The organism is Halomonas stenophila, from assembly GCF_014192275.1.
GTDB lineage: Bacteria > Pseudomonadota > Gammaproteobacteria > Pseudomonadales > Halomonadaceae > Halomonas > Halomonas stenophila.
In genome coordinates this window covers 196,352-210,141 of record NZ_JACHXR010000001.1, presented here as the reverse complement: position 1 = coordinate 210,141, position 13,790 = coordinate 196,352, and the positions used below count along the sequence as shown (strand labels likewise).

At 68.8% G+C, this 13,790-nt stretch carries 13 protein-coding genes; 8 read left to right on the top strand and 5 right to left on the bottom strand.

Features of this window, described 5'->3' with window-relative positions; translation table 11 throughout:
• Positions 1–4: 4 nt before the first annotated feature.
• Positions 5–172, top strand: a complete 168-nt coding sequence (locus FHR97_RS00925) for a hypothetical protein (RefSeq protein WP_183381900.1) — start codon at positions 5–7, stop codon at positions 170–172.
• 63 nt (positions 173–235) lie between these two features.
• Here the strand turns inward: FHR97_RS00925 and lolA are convergent, their stop codons facing one another.
• The gene (gene lolA / locus FHR97_RS00920; protein ID WP_183381899.1) at positions 236–865 is read right to left on the bottom strand and encodes an outer membrane lipoprotein periplasmic chaperone LolA; all 630 of its coding nucleotides are present in this window, start codon (positions 863–865) and stop codon (positions 236–238) included.
• Positions 866–979: 114 nt separating this feature from the next.
• The gene (locus FHR97_RS00915; RefSeq protein WP_183381898.1) at positions 980–4,099 is read right to left on the bottom strand and encodes a DNA translocase FtsK; all 3,120 of its coding nucleotides are present in this window, start codon (positions 4,097–4,099) and stop codon (positions 980–982) included.
• 156 nt (positions 4,100–4,255) lie between these two features.
• Here FHR97_RS00915 and aat point away from each other — a divergent pair, with 156 nt between their 5' ends.
• The 3 genes from aat (at position 4,256) to infA (ending at position 6,164) form a co-directional block, all read left to right on the top strand.
• Positions 4,256–4,993, top strand: a complete 738-nt coding sequence (aat, locus tag FHR97_RS00910) for a leucyl/phenylalanyl-tRNA--protein transferase (protein WP_183381897.1) — start codon at positions 4,256–4,258, stop codon at positions 4,991–4,993.
• A gap of 31 nt (positions 4,994–5,024) precedes the next feature.
• Positions 5,025–5,762, top strand: a complete 738-nt coding sequence (locus FHR97_RS00905) for an arginyltransferase (protein ID WP_183381896.1) — start codon at positions 5,025–5,027, stop codon at positions 5,760–5,762.
• A gap of 183 nt (positions 5,763–5,945) precedes the next feature.
• Entirely contained in the window at positions 5,946–6,164 is a 219-nt protein-coding gene (infA, locus tag FHR97_RS00900) for a translation initiation factor IF-1 (RefSeq protein WP_013332816.1), read from the top strand.
• Positions 6,165–6,271: 107 nt separating this feature from the next.
• Here infA and clpA read toward each other — a convergent pair whose 3' ends face one another.
• From clpA to icd, 3 genes are all read right to left on the bottom strand, one after another.
• The gene (gene clpA, locus FHR97_RS00895; RefSeq protein ID WP_183381895.1) at positions 6,272–8,548 is read right to left on the bottom strand and encodes an ATP-dependent Clp protease ATP-binding subunit ClpA; all 2,277 of its coding nucleotides are present in this window, start codon (positions 8,546–8,548) and stop codon (positions 6,272–6,274) included.
• A 135-nt stretch (positions 8,549–8,683) separates the two neighbouring features.
• Positions 8,684–9,046, bottom strand: a complete 363-nt coding sequence (gene clpS, locus FHR97_RS00890; RefSeq protein WP_183381894.1) for an ATP-dependent Clp protease adapter ClpS — start codon at positions 9,044–9,046, stop codon at positions 8,684–8,686.
• Between the two features lie 179 nt (positions 9,047–9,225).
• Complete coding sequence (icd, locus tag FHR97_RS00885; protein ID WP_183381893.1) at positions 9,226–10,482, bottom strand: NADP-dependent isocitrate dehydrogenase; 1,257 nt, start codon at positions 10,480–10,482, stop codon at positions 9,226–9,228.
• Between the two features lie 118 nt (positions 10,483–10,600).
• On the opposite strand from icd, the gene FHR97_RS00880 reads away from it, so the two are divergent.
• The 4 genes from FHR97_RS00880 (at position 10,601) to hflD (ending at position 13,764) form a co-directional block, all read left to right on the top strand.
• Positions 10,601–11,206 (top strand): pseudouridine synthase, encoded by a 606-nt coding sequence (locus FHR97_RS00880; RefSeq protein WP_183381892.1) that lies wholly within the window; start codon positions 10,601–10,603, stop codon positions 11,204–11,206.
• Positions 11,203–11,652: an NUDIX domain-containing protein gene (locus FHR97_RS00875; RefSeq protein ID WP_183381891.1), complete on the top strand. Its 450-nt coding sequence runs from the start codon at positions 11,203–11,205 to the stop codon at positions 11,650–11,652. Before FHR97_RS00880 ends, FHR97_RS00875 begins: the two co-directional genes overlap by 4 nt.
• 361 nt (positions 11,653–12,013) lie before the next feature.
• Positions 12,014–13,126, top strand: coding sequence for a tRNA 2-thiouridine(34) synthase MnmA (gene mnmA / locus FHR97_RS00870; protein WP_183381890.1), 1,113 nt, complete (start codon positions 12,014–12,016; stop codon positions 13,124–13,126).
• Positions 13,123–13,764: a high frequency lysogenization protein HflD gene (hflD, locus tag FHR97_RS00865; protein WP_183381889.1), complete on the top strand. Its 642-nt coding sequence runs from the start codon at positions 13,123–13,125 to the stop codon at positions 13,762–13,764. The genes mnmA and hflD overlap by 4 nt, the downstream gene beginning before the upstream one ends.
• Positions 13,765–13,790: the final 26 nt, after the last annotated feature.

The following is a 13,790-nucleotide window of genomic DNA, read 5'->3' as shown; positions in this document are numbered from 1 at the left end:
CCTGATGGCCTACCTCGGCTTCAGCGTGCCGGTCGTCGTCATCGGCGCACTGATGGAGCACCTCGGCCAGGCCGACGCCCTGGCCGTCTTCGGCCTGGCACTGCTCGGCGCCTGCCTGCTCGTGTACGGCTGGCTGTGGCGACGGTCGCCTCACTCGCTCGACGCGACCTGAACGACATCGCCCCCGGGGAAGCTGTCTTTCCCGGGGGCGATCAGGGTCGCCGGGTGTCCCCGCTTATCGGGATTCGCGGATCACGTCGGTGCCCTCGGGCAGGTCCACGCGGAAGCGTGCATCGGGCACCTCGACGTTCTGCTGCACGTCATCGAACTCGATGGCGGTGCGCTGGCCGGTGCTGTCGGTCATCTGCAGGAAGCCCAGCCGCTCGCCGTAGAAGGTCAGCTTGAGCTCCTCGAACAGGGTGTCGGAACTCTTCGGCAGCAGGGTGAAGGTCTCCGCCGCGCCCTGCTGGCTGCGCGACACCTCGTAGCTCCCGGTGAGCTCGTCGGCACTGCCGGAGAGCAGCAGCGCCGGGGTATGGGTGACCCGCTCGTCCAGCGCCTGGACCGTGGCCTGCTGCAGGTCCGGGTCATAGAGGGTCACCTGCTCGCCGTCGGACACCACGATCTGCTCGTAGGGCGCCTCCACCTCCCAGCGGAAGCGCCCCGGGCGGGACAGCCACATCTGCCCGCTGGCCTCCTGGAGGCGCTGGCCGCTGCTGTCGAGGATCTGCTGGTCGAAGTCGGCGACGTAGGTCTGCACCGGCTCCAGCATCCGGGCCAGCCGGTCGGCGCCTTCGCTGGCCAGCGCCGAGGCCGGGGCCAGCGCCGCCAGGGCCAGGGCGGCAAGGGTCGTCTTCACTGTCATCTCACTGTCTCCCTGAGCGGGTCCATGGTCGCGTCCTGTGTCTCGGACCCGGGGTGCCGCGGCGGGTTGCATCCCGGCCGCGCGTTGCATGGTGGTTGCATGATCGGGGCGGCCTCAGTCACCGGCCGGTGGCGGCGCCAGGACCTCGCGGGCCCCGTTGGTGCCCATGGTCGAGACCACGCCGGCCATCTCCATCGCCTCGACCAGGCGGGCGGCCCGGTTGTAGCCGATCTTGAAGCGGCGCTGGACCGCCGAGATGGAGGCCCGGCGACTCTCGGTGACGAAGGCCACCGCCTCGTCGTAGAGGGCGTCCTGCTCGGCATCGTCGTCGCCGCCGCCGCCCTCGGCCTCGAGGCCGGCTAGGGCGTCGGCGGAAACGCCGCCGGAGAGGATCTCCTCGATGTACTCCGGCTCGCCGCGACGCTTCCAGTCCTCGACCACCCGGTGCACCTCGTCGTCATCGACGAAGGCGCCGTGCACCCGGGTCGGCATGCCGGATCCCGCCGGCAGGTAGAGCATGTCGCCGTGGCCCAGCAGGTTCTCGGCGCCGCCCTGATCGAGGATGGTGCGCGAGTCGACCCTCGAAGAAACCTGGAAGGCCATGCGGGTGGGGATGTTGGCCTTGATCAGGCCGGTCACCACGTCCACCGAGGGCCGCTGGGTGGCCAGGATCAGGTGGATGCCGGCGGCGCGGGCCTTCTGGGCCAGCCGCGCGATCAACTCCTCGACCTTCTTGCCGACGATCATGAACATGTCGGCGAACTCGTCGATCACCACCACGATATAGGGCAGCTTCTCCAGCACCGGCGGCGCCTGGTGCATCTCCCAGGGTTGCGGTTCCCACAGCGGGTCGGCGACCTGGGCCCCGGCTCGGTCGGCCTCGTCGAGCTTGGCATTGAAGCCGGCGATGTTGCGCACGCCCATGGCCGCCATCAGCTTGTAGCGCCGCTCCATCTCGGCCACGCACCAGCGCAGGGCGTTGGCCGCCTCCTTCATGTCGGTGACCACCGGCGCCAGCAGGTGCGGAATGCCGTCGTAGACCGACAGTTCCAGCATCTTGGGGTCCACCATGATCATGCGCACTTCGTCGGGCTTGGCCTTGAGCAGCATGGAGATCAGCATGGCGTTGACCCCCACCGACTTGCCCGAGCCGGTGGTCCCGGCCACCAGCAGGTGAGGCATCTTGCCGAGGTTGGCCACTACCGGGCCGCCGCCGATGTCCTGGCCCAGCGCCAGGGTCAGCGCCGAGGCCTCGTGCTGATAGCGATCGGAGTCGATCACCTCGCGCAGGCGGATCATCGCCCGATGGGGGTTGGGGATCTCGATGCCCACCGTGGGACGCCCGGGAATCACCTCCACCACCCGCACGCTCTTGACCATCAGCGAGCGCGCCAGGTCCTTGGCCAGGTTGCTGATCTTGGAGACCTTCACCCCGGCCGCCGGTTTGATCTCGAAGCGGGTGATCACCGGCCCCGGCCAGGTGTCCACCACCTCGGCCTTGACCCCGTACTCGCGCAGCCGCACCTCCAGCAACTCGGCCATCTCGGCGAGCTGGGCGTCCGAGTAATTGGGCTGATGGGCCTGGGGCGGGGTGAGCAGTCGCAGGCTGGGCAGCTCGCCCTCGGGGTCGGCGAAGGCTTCCATCTCCGGCCGCTGGCTCTGCAGGTGCTCCACGGTCCACAGGGTGGGGGCAGCGTCGTCCGTCGCCTCCCGGGCCTGCTCGGCGGTGGCCTGCCGGGGGCCGTCGTGGTCATCGGTCGCCGTCCCCTCGGCCGGGGACGGCGGGCTTGGCCGCGGGGCCGCCGGCTCCTCGGCGACCGGACGGGTCTCGGCCTGCCAGGGTGCCAGGGGCGCGTCGTCGTCATCCGGCAGGACCGGCTCGGGCACGACCTCGGGCACCCGACGCGGCGTGGCCGGGCCGCGGGGCTCGCCGGCGTCATCGCCGGTTGACCCCGAGTCGCCCTCGGCGGGCCGAGGGGCGGCCTCAGGGGTTGCCGGGCGCGCCTCGGCCCGCGGCTCGCTCGACCCGGCCGGCGCGGGGCTCGGTCGCTCGTTCCGGGCGGACAGCGACGGCTCGCGCGGAGGAGCAGGGTCGGCCGAGGGCGGCGCCTTCGGCGTCACGAAGGCCGAGGGCGCGGTCGCCGGCGACGATGGGGGCTCGGCGAACTCCGGCTCGTCGCGGGTCGCCCGGAGCGGCTCGGGCTCGTCGCGATGCGCGGCCGGGGGGGCCTCGCGCGAGGGGGCGGCACCGGACGCCGCCCCCAGGGGCACGGAGGGCTCCAGCGACACCTTCGGCTCGCGGGCGGTATAGGCCGCCTCGGGGCGCTTGGCGGACGGCGTGCGCTCGGGCACGTCCCAGGGGATCTCGGTCTTGCCGTCATCGCCGAAGCCTGGATCGCGACGGCCGCCGGCGGCCTGCAGCGCCGGCATGGCCGACTCGGCACGTCCCGGCAGCAGTCGCCGCCACCAGGCGGGACGCGGCGCTGGATCGGGCTCGTCGACCGGCCCTGGCGCCGCCTCACGGCGCGGGGCCGGCTCATCCATCGCATCCGCTTCGGTCGCCTCGGTCTCACGCCGGAAGGCGAAGCGCTCGGCGACCCAGCGCCAGGCCAGCAGGGCCAGGCGGCCCAGCTCGTCCATCACCGTCAGCCAGGACAGCCCGGTGAACAGCGGCACGCCACACAGGATGGCGGCCAGCGCCAGCAGCGAGGTGCCGCCGCTGCCCACCAGGGGCAGCAGGGCGCCGACCAGTCCCTCCCCGAGGATGCCCCCGGCGGCATAGGGCAGGGTGCTCTCGGGATGATAGAAATGCAGCGCGCCCAGGGTGGTGGTGCCCAGCAGCAGCAGGACGAGCCCCCCGCAGCGCACCGCCAGGGCGGTGGCATCCCACTCCAGGTGCACTTGCCGCGAGCGGATCAGCCACCAGGCGGCGAAGCCCAGCATGCCGGGCCACCACAGGGCACTGACGCCGAACAGTGAATAGAGCACATCGGCCAGCCAGGCCCCGAAGGCGCCCATCCAGTTGGCCACCTCGGTCTCCGGGCCGCTGCGCGACCAGCCCGGATCCTCGGGACGAAAGCTGTACAGCGCCAGCAACAGGAAGACGCAGGCCGCCAGCAACAGGATCACGACGCCTTCCCGCGCCGAGCCCTGCAGCCGAAGGCCGAAGCGTCTTGCCGTTTCCTTGGCGTTCGCCGCACGGCTGTGCGGCGTGGACTTGTTCTTGGCAGTCAAGCGGCCATCTCCCTTGCGCCACACGGCGTCTTCCGGATTCCACGGCCACCAATCATACCGAGCCAAGGCCGACCATTACAGGGGCAGGTGGTGACTTGAGCCCCACCACCAGGCCCGTCACACTGGGGACTCACGTTATCCGGAAGACACGACACCATGCTGCCCTGGCTCCCCGAGCGCCCCGTCCGCTTCCCCCCGGTGTCCACCGCCCTCGCCGACCCGGGCGGGTTGCTGGCCGCCGGCGGCGACCTGAGCCCGGCCTGGCTGCTCGCCGCCTACCGCCACGGCATCTTTCCCTGGTACAGCGAGGGGCAGCCGATCCTGTGGTGGAGCCCGGACCCGCGCATGGTGCTCTTCCCCGAGGAGGTGCGGGTGCGCCGCAGCCTCGCCAAGCGCCTGCGCAACGGCGGCTTCCGGGTGACCGCCGACAGCGCCTTCGAGGCCGTGGTCGCAGCCTGCGCGGCGCCCCGTCACGGCCAGCCCGAGACCTGGATCACCGCCGAGATGCAGGTCGCCTATGCCCGGCTGCACCACCTCGGTGCGGCCCACTCGGTGGAGGTATGGCAGGGTGAGCGCCTTGTCGGCGGCCTCTACGGCATCGCGCTGGGTCCGGTATTCTTCGGCGAGTCGATGTTCTCCCGGGTGTCGGACGCTTCCAAGGTCGCCCTGGTGGCCCTGGCACGCAGCATGGCCGCCGAGGGCGGCCGGCTGATCGACTGCCAGATGCACACCGCCCACCTGGCCAGCCTGGGGGCCCGGGACATCGCCCGGGAAGAGTTCATCGGCTATCTTGAACAGTGGCTGAGCGAGATGCCGGAGACCGCCCGGGTCGAGGAGGCCTGCACCCTCCTGGCGCCGGCATGGTCGTTCGCGAGACTCGACGCCGCACGTTGAACGGGCCCCGCATGCATAGGAGACGGCAGCCTTGAGCAGCAACACTCCCCGGCAGCCGATACGCGACCTGCGGTTCTTCCTGACCGTGCCGCACGCCTGCAGCTACCTGGCGGGACGCGAGGCGACGACGCTGTTTCTCGACCCCCAGGAGTCGCCGGGCGGGGGCGTCTACGACGCCCTCGCCCTGCTGGGCTTTCGCCGCAGCGGCCGGCATCTCTACCGTCCCCATTGCGAGGGCTGCAGTGCCTGCATTTCCGTGCGCATCCCGGTGGCCGACTTCGCCCCCAACCGCACCCAGCGCAAGCTGGTCCGTCGCAATGCGGACCTCGAGCTGCGGGTGCGTCCCGCGCTCTTCGATGCCGAACACTATGCCCTCTATGCGCGGTACATCCGTACCCGTCACAGCGACGGCGACATGTACCCGCCGAGCCATGAGCAGTACCGCACCTTCCTGACCCTGGACCAGGACTATGCGCGCCTGCTGGAGCTGCGCCTCGAGGGCCGCCTGCTGGCCGTCTCGGCCTTCGACCAGCTGGAGCACGGCCTCTCGGCCATCTACACCTTCTTCGACCCTGACGAGGCCTTCGAGCGCCGCTCGCTGGGCACCTACGCCGTGCTCAGCCTGGTCGAGCGCGCCCGCCAACTGGGCCTGCCCCATGTCTACCTGGGCTACTGGATCCGCGAGTGCCGCAAGATGGCCTACAAGCAGGCCTTCCAGCCCCTGGAAATGCTCGAGGGACGCCATTGGCGTCGCCTGATCCCCAGCTGAGCGCCTGTCCCACCACCGCGGGTTCGAAAGGAGCGATGGCCTACCCACGCTCCCCGACCGGCACTCCTTTTTGCCTTGACGACCGGCATGCGGCACAATATCGCGCTATCCTGATCGGCACGGGCGGACGCACCGCAGCACGTGCCGTTCTTCTTTCGTTATCACCAGCGAGGAATCGCCTATATGGCACGCGAAGACCATATCGAAATGGAAGGCGTCGTCGTCGACACGCTGCCCAACACCATGTTCCGGGTCGAACTCGAGAACGGCCACGTGGTGACCGCCCATATCTCGGGCAAGATGCGCAAGAACTACATCCGTATCCTCACCGGCGACAAGGTCAAGGTCGAGCTGACTCCCTATGACCTGTCCAAGGGCCGCATCGTCTACCGCTCCCGCTGAGCCCTGCCGGGCCCGCCGGCCCACCTACCGATCGCGCCTCCCCAGACGAACAACGCCCCGTCCGCAGACAGGGCGCTGTGTTCATGGGAGCGGTTGACGCGCCGTGATCAGGGCGCGTCGGCCAGCTCCGACTCCGAGGCCAGGTGCAACTCGCCGTCCTCGACGCTGACGTGCACCACCCCGCCATGCTCGGCCAGCTCGCCGAAGAGGATCAGCTCGGCCAGCGGCTTCTTGAGCTTCTCCTGGATCAGCCGCGCCATGGGCCTTGCCCCCATGTCCGGATCGTAGCCCTTCTCGGCCAGCCAGTCCCGGGCGGCCTCGTCCACGTCGAGCTGCACGCGCTTCTCGTCCAGCTGCGCCTGGAGCTCGATCAGGAACTTGTCGACCACGTTGCGCACCACCTCGGTGGGCAGGGCATGGAACTGGATGATGCCGTCCAGGCGGTTGCGGAACTCCGGCGAGAAGGTCTTGCGGATGACCTCCATGGCATCGGTGGAGTGATCCTGGGTCTGGAAGCCGATGGAACGCCGCGTGGCCTGCTCGACCCCGGCATTGGAGGTCATGATCAGGATCACGTGACGGAAGTCCGCCTCCCGGCCGTTGTTGTCGGTCAGGCGACCGTGGTCCATCACCTGCAGCAGCAGGTTGAAGACCTCCGGATGGGCCTTCTCGACCTCGTCGAGCAGCAGCACGCAGTGGGGCTGCTTGGTGATCGCCTCGGTGAGCAGGCCGCCTTGGTCGTAGCCGACGTAGCCCGGGGGCGCACCGATCAGCCGCGACACGGTGTGGCGTTCCATGTACTCGGACATGTCGAAGCGCACCAGGTCGATGCCCATGATATGCGCCAGCTGGCGGGCAACCTCGGTCTTGCCGACCCCGGTGGGACCGGCGAACAGGAAGCTGCCCACCGGCTTGTCCGGCGACTTGAGGCCCGCCCGGGACAGCTTGATGGCCGCCGCCAGGCTGTCGATGGCCTCGTCCTGGCCGAACACCAGCATCTTGAGGTCGCGGTCGATGTTGGCCAGCAGCTTGCGATCGGAGCTGGACACGCTCTTCGGCGGGATCCGCGCGATGGAGGCGACCACCGCCTCGACCTGGTCGACGTCGATGGTGTCGACCCGCACCTCCGGCGGCAGCAGCCGCTGATGGGCCCCGGCCTCGTCGATCACGTCGATGGCCTTGTCGGGCAGGTGGCGGTCATTGATATAGCGATCCGCCAGCCGCGAGGCGCTCTCGAGAGCCGCATCGGTGTACTTGAGGCGATGGTGCTCCTCGAAGCGCGAGCGCAGCCCCTTGAGGATGCGGATGGTGTCCTCCACCGAGGGCGCCATGACATCGACCTTCTGGAAGCGACGGGCGAGCGCCCGGTCCTTCTCGAAGATGCCGCGGAACTCGTGGAAGGTAGTGGAGCCGATGCAGCGCAGCTCGCCGGAGGACAGCAGCGGCTTGAGCAGGTTGGAGGCGTCCATCACCCCGCCGGAGGCCGCCCCGGCACCGATCACCGTGTGGATCTCGTCGATGAACAGGATGGCATTGGGCTGCTTGCGCAGTTCGGCCAGCAGGCTCTTGAGACGCTTCTCGAAGTCACCGCGGTACTTGGTGCCGGCCAGCAGCGCGCCCATGTCCAGCGAGTAGACGACGGCGTCGCCGATCACTTCGGGCACGTCCTCCTCGACGACGCGCTTGGCCAGCCCCTCGGCGATGGCGGTCTTGCCGACGCCGGCCTCGCCGACCAGCAGGGGGTTGTTCTTGCGCCGCCGGGCGAGGATCTGCACCACCCGCTCGAGCTCGTGGTCACGCCCGATCAGCGGATCGATCTTGCCCATCCGCGCCTGCTCGTTGAGGTTGGTGGCGTAGCCGGTGAGCGGATTGCCGCCGGGCTCGCCGCCCGCCTCCTCGGCATCCTCCGCCTCGGGAGACGGGGAACTGGGGCTCTGGCCGTGACCGGACACCTTGGAGATGCCGTGGGCGATATAGTTGACGGCGTCCACCCGGGCCACGTTCTGCTGCTTGAGGAAGTAGACGGCCTGGCTCTCCTGCTCGGAGAAGATCGCCACCAGCACGTTGGCCCCGGTGACCTCGCTCTTGCCGGAGGACTGCACGTGGAAGACGGCGCGCTGCAGGACCCGCTGGAAGCCCAGGGTCGGCTGGGTCTCGCGGTCGCCCTGGTCCTCGGGAATCAGCGGCGTGGTGGAATTGATGAAATCCTGCAGGTCGGACCGCAGCTTGTCGAGGTTGGCCCCGCAGGCACGCAGCACATCGGCCGCCGAGGCATTGTCGAGCAGCGCCAGCAGCAGGTGCTCCACGGTCATGAACTCGTGGCGCTTGGAGCGTGCCACGGTGAAGGCCGTGTTCAGGGTCAGTTCAAGTTCTTTGCTCAGCATGGCAGTCCCCTTCTCGCCGCTTAGGGCTTGCGTCGGATCTAACTCGGCCCGGCATCATCAACATCGGGTACAAACGACGGCGTTGCAAGTCACCCCGCCAACGCACGCCAGTCCTCCCTTCGACCATGCCGACGGTCAATCCGTTGCCTCGATGTCGCACAGCAACGGATGCTGGCACTCTCGTGCATATTGATTGACTTGATGACTCTTGGTTTCCGCGATGTCGCGGGTGAAGACGCCACAGGTGGCCTTGCCCTGGGTATGCACGGCCAGCATCACCTGCACCGCGGTCTCGTTGTCCATGTTGAAGAAGCTCTGCAGGACCTCCACGACGAACTCCATGGGTGTGAAGTCGTCGTTGTGCAGCACTACCTTGTACATCGGCGGCTGCGCCAGCTCCGGCTCCGACGCCTGGACCGCCAGGTCGTCGTCGCCTTCCTCCTCAGGCCCCGAGGGACGCGTCATCCCGGCTCGGGGCACAGCGAGACGGTCCACCATGCCCTCCTCCTTTCTCTTGAACATAAGCATCACTATCGATATCGACAAGCCAAGCACCGCGGAGCGTCTCAACCGTGATTGGACGCCTCTGGCGCGACAGGGTTCACGCCGGGGCGGCCAGGACGCAAAAGGGCCCCCGTCCGCCAGGCGGACGGGGGCCCAGGTCGCGGCGCCGGACGTTACATGTTGTCGGCGACGGCCTGGCCGAACTCGGAGCACTTGAACAGGGTGGCGTTTTCCATCTGGCGATGGAAGTCATAGGTGACCTCGCCCTTGGAGATGGCCTTCTCCATGCCCTTGAGCACCAGGTCGGCGGCCTCGACCCAGCCCATGTGGCGCAGCATCATCTCGGCGGAGAGGATCAGCGAGCCCGGGTTGACCTTGTCCTGGCCGGCGTACTTGGGCGCGGTGCCGTGGGTCGCCTCGAACATGGCCACGGCGTCGGACAGGTTGGCGCCCGGCGCGATGCCGATGCCGCCGACTTCCGCGGCCAGGGCGTCGGAGATGTAGTCACCGTTGAGGTTCAGGGTGGCGATGACGTCGTACTCGGCCGGACGCAGCAGGATCTGCTGCAGCATGGCGTCGGCGATCACGTCCTTGACCACGATGTCCTTGCCGGTCCTGGGGTTCTTGAAGGTCATCCAGGGGCCGCCGTCGAGCGGCTCGGCGCCGAACTCGTCCTTGGCGATCTCATAGCCCCAGTCCTTGAAGGCCCCCTCGGTGAACTTCATGATGTTGCCCTTGTGCACCAGGGTCACCGAGGCGCGGTCGTTGTCCACCGCGTACTGGATGGCCTGGCGCACCAGGCGCTTGGTGCCTTCCTCGGAGACCGGCTTGACGCCGATGCCGCACATCTCGGGGAAGCGGATGTTGGTGACGCCCATTTCCTCGCGCAGGAACTTGATCACCTTGTCGGCTTCCGGGGTGCCGGCCTTCCACTCGACGCCGGCATAGATGTCCTCGGAGTTCTCGCGGAAGATCACCATGTCGACGTCACCGGGCTTCTTCACCGGGCTCGGCACGCCCTCGAACCAGCGCACCGGACGCTGGCACACGTAGAGGTCGAGCTTCTGGCGCAGGGCGACATTCAGGGAGCGGATGCCACCGCCCACCGGGGTGGTCAGCGGGCCCTTGATGGAGACCACGTAGTCCTTGACCGCTTCGAGGGTCTCTTCCGGCAGCCAGGTGTCGGCGTCGTAGACCTGGGTGGCCTTCTCGCCGGCGTAGACCTCCATCCAGTGGATCTTGCGCTCGCCGTTGTAGGCCTTCTGCACGGCGGAATCGATGGCGATCTTCATGGCCGGCGTCACGTCGATCCCGATACCGTCACCCTCGATGAACGGGATGACCGGCTCATTCGGCACGTTCAGGGTGTTGTCGGTGTTGACGGTGATCTTGGTGCCGCCTTCGGGAACGACAATTTTCTGGAACCCCATTGAGAACTCCCCTGTCTGGTCTGTTCAGTGGAGCGCGGAGTATAGCATTCACCCCACGGCTCGGAGTAGGCTTGGCCGGGTATTTGTCGACAATCCATGGTAGCAAGACATTGGTCGAATGAGCGCCCTCTATCTCCTGCACAAGCCCTACCGCATGCTCTCCCAGTTCACCGACCGTGCCGCGGCGACGGGCGAGCGTCGGGCGACCCTGGCCGACGTCATCGACGTGCCGGGCATCTATCCCGCCGGGCGCCTGGACCACGACTCGGAGGGCCTGCTGTTGCTCTCCGATGACGGCGAGCTGATCCATCGCATCGCCCACCCGCGCCACAAGCAGCCCAAGACCTACCGGGTCCAGGTGGAGGGCGCGCCCGACGAGGCGGCCCTGCGGGCGCTGCGGGACGGCGTCGAGCTCAAGGACGGCCTCACCCGGCCGGCCAGGGTCCGCCGCCTCGACGCGAGCGGCCTGCCGGAGCGGGACCCGCCGCTGGACCCCCGGCGCCACCCGCTCACCACCTGGCTGGAGCTGACGATCGAAGAGGGCCGCAATCGCCAGGTGAGGCGCATGACCGCCCACGTCGGCTTTCCCACCCTGCGCCTGGTGCGGGTCGCCATCGGCCCCTGGCGGCTCGACGGCCTGGCCCCCGGCGAGTGGCGCCGCGAGACCCTGCATGCCCCCAAGCCACCGGCCCAGCGCCGCCGCCCGCCGAGGAAACGCCCATGAACCGCTGGCACCCCTTCGTCACCGTCGCCACCGTGGTGGAGCGCGCCGGCCGCTACCTGATGGTGGAGGAGGACCGCGGCGGTCCCCGCACCCAGTTCAACCAGCCCGCCGGCCACCTGGAGCCCGGCGAGCGCATCCGCGACGCCGCCCTGCGCGAGCTGCGCGAGGAGACCGCCTGGCAGGTGGGCATCACCGACTACCTGGGCCTCTATGTCTTCCAGGCCCCGGACGGCAAGACCTTTCATAGCCACGCCTTCTTCGGCATGGCCCTGGCCCACCTCGGCAACGCCCTGGACCCGGCGATCCACGCCGTGCACTGGCTGACCCTCGAGGAGTTGGAGACCCTGGAACGGGAGGACCGGCTGCGCAGCCCCCTGGTGATGCGCCGACTGCGTGACGCCCTGGCCGGGCGCACCTTCCCCATGGACGTGCTGCACGAGCGCTGATCCCCCAGCAAATCGCGACGCCGGAGTCCAGGGCTATCGCAGTTGGATATGACGAGGGGCACCGGGGACAGGTCGGAGAGGAGGTCCTACGCCATGGGTGAGGAGCACGGCTCCGAACGGGCTGGCCATGGATGGCCAGCACCGGACCTGCAAGCGGAGCGGGACGCGAGAGCGCCGCAGGGCGTCGGTAGCGCCCAAGGAAGGGTTTACAGCGCCTCCTCGAAGACCTGTCGCCGGATCCGCCCCGAGCGACACAGCTAACCGCCCTAGCCCTACGCTGGGGGTCAGGAGCACTCGAAGCATCGTGCCGATATCGGGTATAATCCCCGCCCATTTGCGACCCATCCAATCCGAGAACGCCATGACAGCCACCCAAGGCAAGGTCATCGTCGGCATGTCCGGCGGTGTCGACTCCTCCGTATCCGCCCTGCTGCTGCTCGAGCAGGGCTACGAGGTCGAAGGCCTGTTCATGAAAAACTGGGACGAGGACGACGGCACCGAGTACTGCACCGCCAAGGCCGACCTGGCGGACGCCGAGGCCGTGTGCGCCAGACTCGGCATCCCCCTGCACACCGCGAACTTCGCCGCCGAGTACTGGGACAGCGTCTTCGAGCACTTCCTCGCCGAGTACCGGGCCGGCCGCACCCCGAACCCGGACATCCTCTGCAATCGCGAGATCAAGTTCAAGGTGTTCCTCGAGTACGCCGAGATGCTCGGCGCCGAGCGGATCGCCACCGGCCACTATGTGCGCGAGGCGGTGCGCAACGGCCGGCCACGGCTGCTCAAGGGGCGTGATGCCAACAAGGACCAGAGCTACTTCCTGCATGCCGTCCCCGAGGCCGCCATCGCCCGCACCCTCTTCCCGGTGGGCGAGCTGGAGAAGCCCGAGGTCCGCGCCCTCGCCGAGCGCCACGACCTGGTGACGGCCAGCAAGAAGGATTCGACCGGCATCTGCTTCATCGGCGAGCGACGCTTCCGCGACTTCCTGAAGCAGTACCTGCCGGCCCAGCCCGGCACCATCGAGACCCCGGACGGCGACGTGATCGGCGAGCATATGGGGCTGATGTACCACACCCTGGGCCAGCGCCAGGGGCTCGGCATCGGCGGCCTGGCCGACTACCCGGACGCGCCCTGGTACGTGGCCGGCAAGGACCTCGAGCGCAACGTGCTGATCGCCGTCCAGGGCAAGCATCACCCGCTGCTCTACACCGACAGCCTGGCCACCGAGGCCATGGATTGGGTGGCCGGCGAGCCACCGGCCCGCGAGGGGCGCCTCACCGCCAAGACCCGCTATCGCCAGGCCGACGTGCCCTGCCAGATGCGGGTCAACGCCGACGGCGGCGTCGAGGTCCGCTTCGACGCCCCCCAGCGGGCGGTGACGCCGGGCCAGTCGCTGGTGCTCTATGACGGAGACGTCTGCCTGGGCGGCGGCGTGATCCGTGACACCTGGAACGCCCCGGAGGCCCGCCGATGAACGGCACCACGCCGATCCACCGCGCCCCGGAGACCCCGGCGGCCCGCCAGACCCTGGCGCTGGCCGGCGTCTTCCAGGCCGCCAGCCTGGTCGACGAGCTGGCCCGCACCGGCCAGGTCGACCAGCGCGCCTGGGACACCCTGATCCATGCCACCCTGGACACCCAGCCGTCGAGCTTCGAGGCCATCTACGGCGGCCACCCCAACAACCTGCGCCGCGGACTCGAGATCCTCGAGAGCGTGCTGGGCCGCCGCCAGGCGAACCCGGTGGTGATGCGCTACGGCTTCTCGCTGCTGATGCTGATGAGCAAGCTGCGCGGCAACGACGACATGATGGACGAGCTGGGCCGACGCCTCACACGCATCCAGGGCCAGGCCGAGCACTTCGGCGAGACCCACGAGAACGTCATCGCCAGCCTCGGCGAGGCCTACCAGGAGACGATCTCGACCTTCAAGACACGCATCGTCGTCCAGGGCGACCCCTCGCTGCTGCAGAGTCGCATGATGCCCGAGCGAGTCCGCGCCTGCCTGCTCGCCGGCATCCGCTTCGCCCTGCTCTGGCACCAGCAAGGGGGACGCCGCTGGAAGCTGGTCTTCCAGCGGGGCACCCTCAAGAAGACCCTCGACACCCTGAACTGAACCTTTCCCTTCACGCCCATCCGGAA

Coding starts and splice junctions, on each gene's coding strand:
- clpA (WP_183381895.1), bottom strand. CDS start 8,548: ATGCTGAGCAAAGAACTTGAACTGACCCTGAACACGGCCTTCACCGTG.
- clpS (WP_183381894.1), bottom strand. CDS start 9,046: ATGGTGGACCGTCTCGCTGTGCCCCGAGCCGGGATGACGCGTCCCTCG.
- mnmA (WP_183381890.1), top strand. CDS start 12,014: ATGACAGCCACCCAAGGCAAGGTCATCGTCGGCATGTCCGGCGGTGTC.
- lolA (WP_183381899.1), bottom strand. CDS start 865: ATGACAGTGAAGACGACCCTTGCCGCCCTGGCCCTGGCGGCGCTGGCC.
- FHR97_RS00880 (WP_183381892.1), top strand. CDS start 10,601: ATGAGCGCCCTCTATCTCCTGCACAAGCCCTACCGCATGCTCTCCCAG.
- infA (WP_013332816.1), top strand. CDS start 5,946: ATGGCACGCGAAGACCATATCGAAATGGAAGGCGTCGTCGTCGACACG.
- icd (WP_183381893.1), bottom strand. CDS start 10,482: ATGGGGTTCCAGAAAATTGTCGTTCCCGAAGGCGGCACCAAGATCACC.
- aat (WP_183381897.1), top strand. CDS start 4,256: ATGCTGCCCTGGCTCCCCGAGCGCCCCGTCCGCTTCCCCCCGGTGTCC.
- hflD (WP_183381889.1), top strand. CDS start 13,123: ATGAACGGCACCACGCCGATCCACCGCGCCCCGGAGACCCCGGCGGCC.
- FHR97_RS00925 (WP_183381900.1), top strand. CDS start 5: ATGGCCTACCTCGGCTTCAGCGTGCCGGTCGTCGTCATCGGCGCACTG.
- FHR97_RS00875 (WP_183381891.1), top strand. CDS start 11,203: ATGAACCGCTGGCACCCCTTCGTCACCGTCGCCACCGTGGTGGAGCGC.